Source organism: Nocardiopsis salina YIM 90010, assembly GCF_000341025.1.
In the GTDB taxonomy this organism is placed as follows: Bacteria; Actinomycetota; Actinomycetes; order Streptosporangiales; family Streptosporangiaceae; genus Nocardiopsis; species Nocardiopsis salina.
In genome coordinates, this window is record NZ_ANBF01000243.1 from 13,377 (window position 1) to 17,152 (window position 3,776).

Below are 3,776 nucleotides of genomic sequence, written 5' to 3' on the forward strand. Positions count from 1 at the left end.
CCGACACCCTCGGGGGCCTGCGCACGGCCCCGGCGGAGCTGCGCGAGACAGTGCTGACCCACGTGCTGGAGCGGTTCAACACCTCGCGGACGGCCAAGCGGCTCTACACCCACCGCAACACGGTGATCCGGCGTCTGTCCCGAGCCGACGAACTCCTGCCCCAGCCCTTGAGCGAGAACGTGGTGCACGTGGCCGCCGCCCTGGAGTTGACGCGCTGGCGCGACCCGGCGTCCGGTACCTGAGTCGGGGGCACCGCCCCGGACACACCGGCGGGCACGGAGAAATGCGACCCCGTCTCCGCGCCCGGTCCGTTCCCCCTTCAGATCCAGCGCGGCGGCGTGTGCTCCGCCCCTTCCTCGAGGCGCGCACCGCCGCGGCCGGAGACCCAGGAGAGCACCGCGGGCAGATCGCAGCGCACGACGCCGACTCCGCCGCTGGTGCCATCACTCGGATGGGGGCGTGGGCGGCGTGGGCTCGAGGAGGCGCGCGACCCTCCCGCCCCCGAGGGGTGACACGGGCAGGCCGCGCGGCTCGGTGTCTTCCATCGGTAACACGGGAGCGTCCCCGTGGTCTTCCGGTTCCGACCAAGTTCTCCCCCGTGGCATTTTGCCGGTCAGAACCGGGATCTCACCTGCTCACCGCGGGCGGGTGTCCCAGCCCAGGTGACGTGATCCGGTCGGCCGTGGCAGCGGGCGGGCGAGCCCGGCGAGCTCCTGCCCCGGAGCTCGGCGGAACAGCGAGCGCACGTGGACTCGTCCGACGCGGTGGTACGTGCTGAACCTGGACATACATCCTGAGGGTGCTGCCCCCCGCCCTCACTCAGTCGTTCGTCCTGAGGACAGCGTTACTCCGGGGCCCGGTCGGCGGGGAACCCGCCGGTGGCGACGGGTCCCCACCGCTGCGGGGTCACACGGACGAGAGCCTTGCCCTGGCGGCGCATCGCCTCGCGGTACTCCTCCCAGTCGGGGTGCTCACCGGCCACCGCGCGGAAGTACTCCACCAGCGGTTCGACCGCATCTTCGCCGTCGACGACCTCGGCTGCACCGTCGACCTGCACCCAGGGGCCGTCGAAGTCCTCCGACAGCACCACGACGCTGACCCTCTCGTCGCGCCCGGCGTTGCGGGCCTTGGCGCGCTCGGGGTAGGTGGACACGACGATCCGTCCCTCGGTGTCGACGCCGCAGGTCACCGGCGAGGCCTGGGGTTCCCCGTCGCGTCTCCGGGTGATGAGCAGCGCCTTGTTCCGGGCCCGTAGGAACTCCAGTAGGCCCTCACGGTCGACGCGCGTGTTGGTGGCGATGGACGGGCTCATGCGGCGGCTCCCCCGGTACGGCGTCAAGTGCGGCTCAGCGTACCGGTGACAGGGCCATCAGCCCGGACCTGTCGTCGGCGCCCGGCAGGTCCCGAGACAAGGAGCCCGTGACGGCGGGTGTGCACGCCCTGGGGGACGACGTTGCCGCGCGGAGGAACGGTGGGTGTCCGTCGACACCGGAAGGGCCCAGGTACAGCTGTTTCGATGCGAAGCGAGGGGCCGATGCACCCTCCGAGCCCCCGCGCCGTTTCCGGGCCACCCGGAGCGTGTCTGCCCGATCCGGTTCCGGCCACCTCTGCATCAGAGGTGTCACGACCCGCCCGCGCGACGCGCCGGGCCAAGAACAAAGCACCTGATCCGTACACGGACTTGACCGAACCGCCACGAACGCCGTTGGTAACGTCGAGTGGCCGCCCGGTGGACCGTGTGTGGTCCCCGGGGTCCTGGTCCACGACAGTGGGGAGCCCGTATGCGAGCGGTGGTCTTCGAGGAGTACCGGACGTTCCCGACCCTGACCGAGGTGGAGGCACCCGAGCCGGGGCCCGGCGAGGTCCTGTTGAGGGTGGCCGGCGCGGGCGCGTGCCACTCCGACGTGAGCGTCTACCGCGTGTTCGAGAAAGGCTCCCCGGGGGCCCAGGAACCCCCCTTCACGCTGGGGCACGAGAACTCCGGCTGGGTCGAGCGCGTGGGCACCGGCGTCAGCGAACGCATCAAGGTCGGAGCGCCCTACCTCGTCTACGGCCCGATCGGCTGCCAGCACTGCCGCAAGTGCGCGAGCGGCCTGGAGACCTACTGCGAGAACACCTCCACGCTCCCCTACATGGCGGTCGGGTTGGGCCGCGACGGCGGGATGGCCGAGTACGTGACGGTCCCGGGCCACCACCTCGTCCCGCTGGGCGACGCCGACCCGGTGGCCGCCGCTCCGTTGTCCGACGCGGGCCTGACGCCGTACCACGCGATCAAGCAGGCGTTGCCCCACCTGGCGGGCGGCGGCAAGTACGCGCTGGTCATCGGCCTGGGCGGCCTGGGCCAGATCGGCGTGCAGATCCTCAAGGCCCTGACGGGAGCCACGGTCATCGCCACGGACCTCAAGGCCGACGCCCGCGACCGCGCCGAGGCCAACGGGGCCGTCACGGTGGCCGGCGGCGAGGGCCAGGCCGAACGGATCCGGGAAATGACCCGCGGCCGCGGTGTCGACGCGGCCTTCGACTTCGTGGGGGCGCAACCGACCGTCGCCACTGCCGCGGCCTCGATGGCGCAGGGGGGACGGCTGTCGGTGGTGGGCATCGGGACCGGCACCCACGAGTTCTCCTTCTTCACCAGCCCGTACGAGTCGTACGTGACCAACACGTACTGGGGCAGCGTCCCGGACCTGTGGGAGGTCGTCGACCTGTACCGGAACGGGCAGATCCGCCCGGAGGTGGAGCGATACAGCATGGACGACGCCCTGGAGGCCTACCGCCGTCTGGAGGCCGGGGAGGTCACCGGCCGCGCCGTGGTGGTGCCCAACCAGAGCTGATCCGCCGGACGGTCCGTCCGCCGCGTCCCGCCGCGCGACGGACGGGCCCTCCCCCGACGTGTCCCCGACCGCCCCTGCCTTCCCCGTCCCACCTCTCGCCTGCCAGGATGCCCAGTGCACTGACACGATCGTGAGGAGAACGATGGATCTGGGGATCGCCGGGAAGGTCGCCCTCGTCACCGCCGCCAGCTCCGGGCTGGGCCGGGCGATGGCCGTTGCGCTGGCCGCCGAGGGTGTGAATGTGGCCGTGACCGGCAGGAACGAAGAGCGGCTCAAAGCAACCGTGCAGGCCTGCGCCGAGCACGGAGTGCGCACCATGAGCCTGGTGTGGGACCTCGCCGAGCACGACCGTGCCGAAGAGGTGGCCGAGCGTGTGACCGGCGAACTCGGCCCGGTCGACATCCTGGTCAACAACACCGGCGGGCCGCCGCCCACCCCGGTGCAGGGCCAGGACCCGCAGTTGTGGCAGGACCAGTACGGTTCGATGATCCTGCCGGTGGTGCGCCTGACCGATGCCGTCATCGGCGGGATGCGCGAGCGGGGTTGGGGACGTGTGGTCACGAGCACGTCCGCCGGCCCGATCACACCGATCCCGAACCTGGGCCTGTCGAACACGCTGCGCGCCTCGTTGCACTCCTGGTCCAAGACGCTGTCGAACGAGGTCGCCGCGGACGGGGTCACCGTGAACGTGATCGTTCCGGGCCGTATCGCCACACCGCGCGTGGCCTCTCTGGACCGCGCACAGGCCGAGCGGCAGGGTGTACCGGTGGAGGAGGCGGCGGAGAAGAGCCGCGCGGCGATCCCCGCCGGCCGCTACGGCGACCCCGACGAGTACGGCGCGGTCGCGGCGTTCCTGGCCGGGCAGCCGGCCGCGTACGTGACCGGGTCGGTGATGCGGGTGGACGGCGGCCAGATCTCTTCGGTGGAGTCCTGACACAGCGGTGC

At 71.7% G+C, this 3,776-nt stretch carries 5 protein-coding genes (1 of these 5 only partly in view); 4 read left to right on the forward strand and 1 reads right to left on the reverse strand.

Features of this window, described 5'->3' with window-relative positions:
- Together D474_RS33055 and D474_RS33060 are read left to right on the forward strand one after the other, a co-directional pair.
- Nucleotides 1-57 carry the end of a hypothetical protein gene (locus tag D474_RS33055; protein WP_449289375.1) on the forward strand. The gene continues 240 nt to the left of window position 1, outside the view, so only the last 57 of its 297 coding nucleotides appear in the window; its start codon lies off the left edge, out of view; its stop codon occupies nucleotides 55-57.
- The gene (locus D474_RS33060; protein WP_204367154.1) at nucleotides 51-242 is read left to right on the forward strand and encodes a helix-turn-helix domain-containing protein; all 192 of its coding nucleotides are present in this window, start codon (nucleotides 51-53) and stop codon (nucleotides 240-242) included. Before D474_RS33055 ends, D474_RS33060 begins: the two co-directional genes overlap by 7 nt.
- A gap of 602 nt (nucleotides 243-844) precedes the next feature.
- On the opposite strand, the gene D474_RS0126515 is transcribed toward D474_RS33060, so the two are convergent.
- Nucleotides 845-1,312 carry a PPOX class F420-dependent oxidoreductase gene (locus tag D474_RS0126515; RefSeq protein ID WP_017616503.1) on the reverse strand — a complete coding sequence of 156 codons (468 nt, stop codon included), beginning with the start codon at nucleotides 1,310-1,312 and terminating at the stop codon, nucleotides 845-847.
- Nucleotides 1,313-1,781: 469 nt separating this feature from the next.
- Between D474_RS0126515 and D474_RS0126520 the strand changes: the two genes are divergently transcribed.
- Nucleotides 1,782-2,831 carry an NAD(P)-dependent alcohol dehydrogenase gene (locus D474_RS0126520; RefSeq protein WP_017616504.1) on the forward strand — a complete coding sequence of 350 codons (1,050 nt, stop codon included), beginning with the start codon at nucleotides 1,782-1,784 and terminating at the stop codon, nucleotides 2,829-2,831.
- A 142-nt stretch (nucleotides 2,832-2,973) separates the two neighbouring features.
- Nucleotides 2,974-3,765, forward strand: a complete 792-nt coding sequence (locus tag D474_RS0126525; protein ID WP_017616505.1) for an SDR family oxidoreductase — start codon at nucleotides 2,974-2,976, stop codon at nucleotides 3,763-3,765.
- The last annotated feature ends 11 nt before the right edge of the window (nucleotides 3,766-3,776 follow it).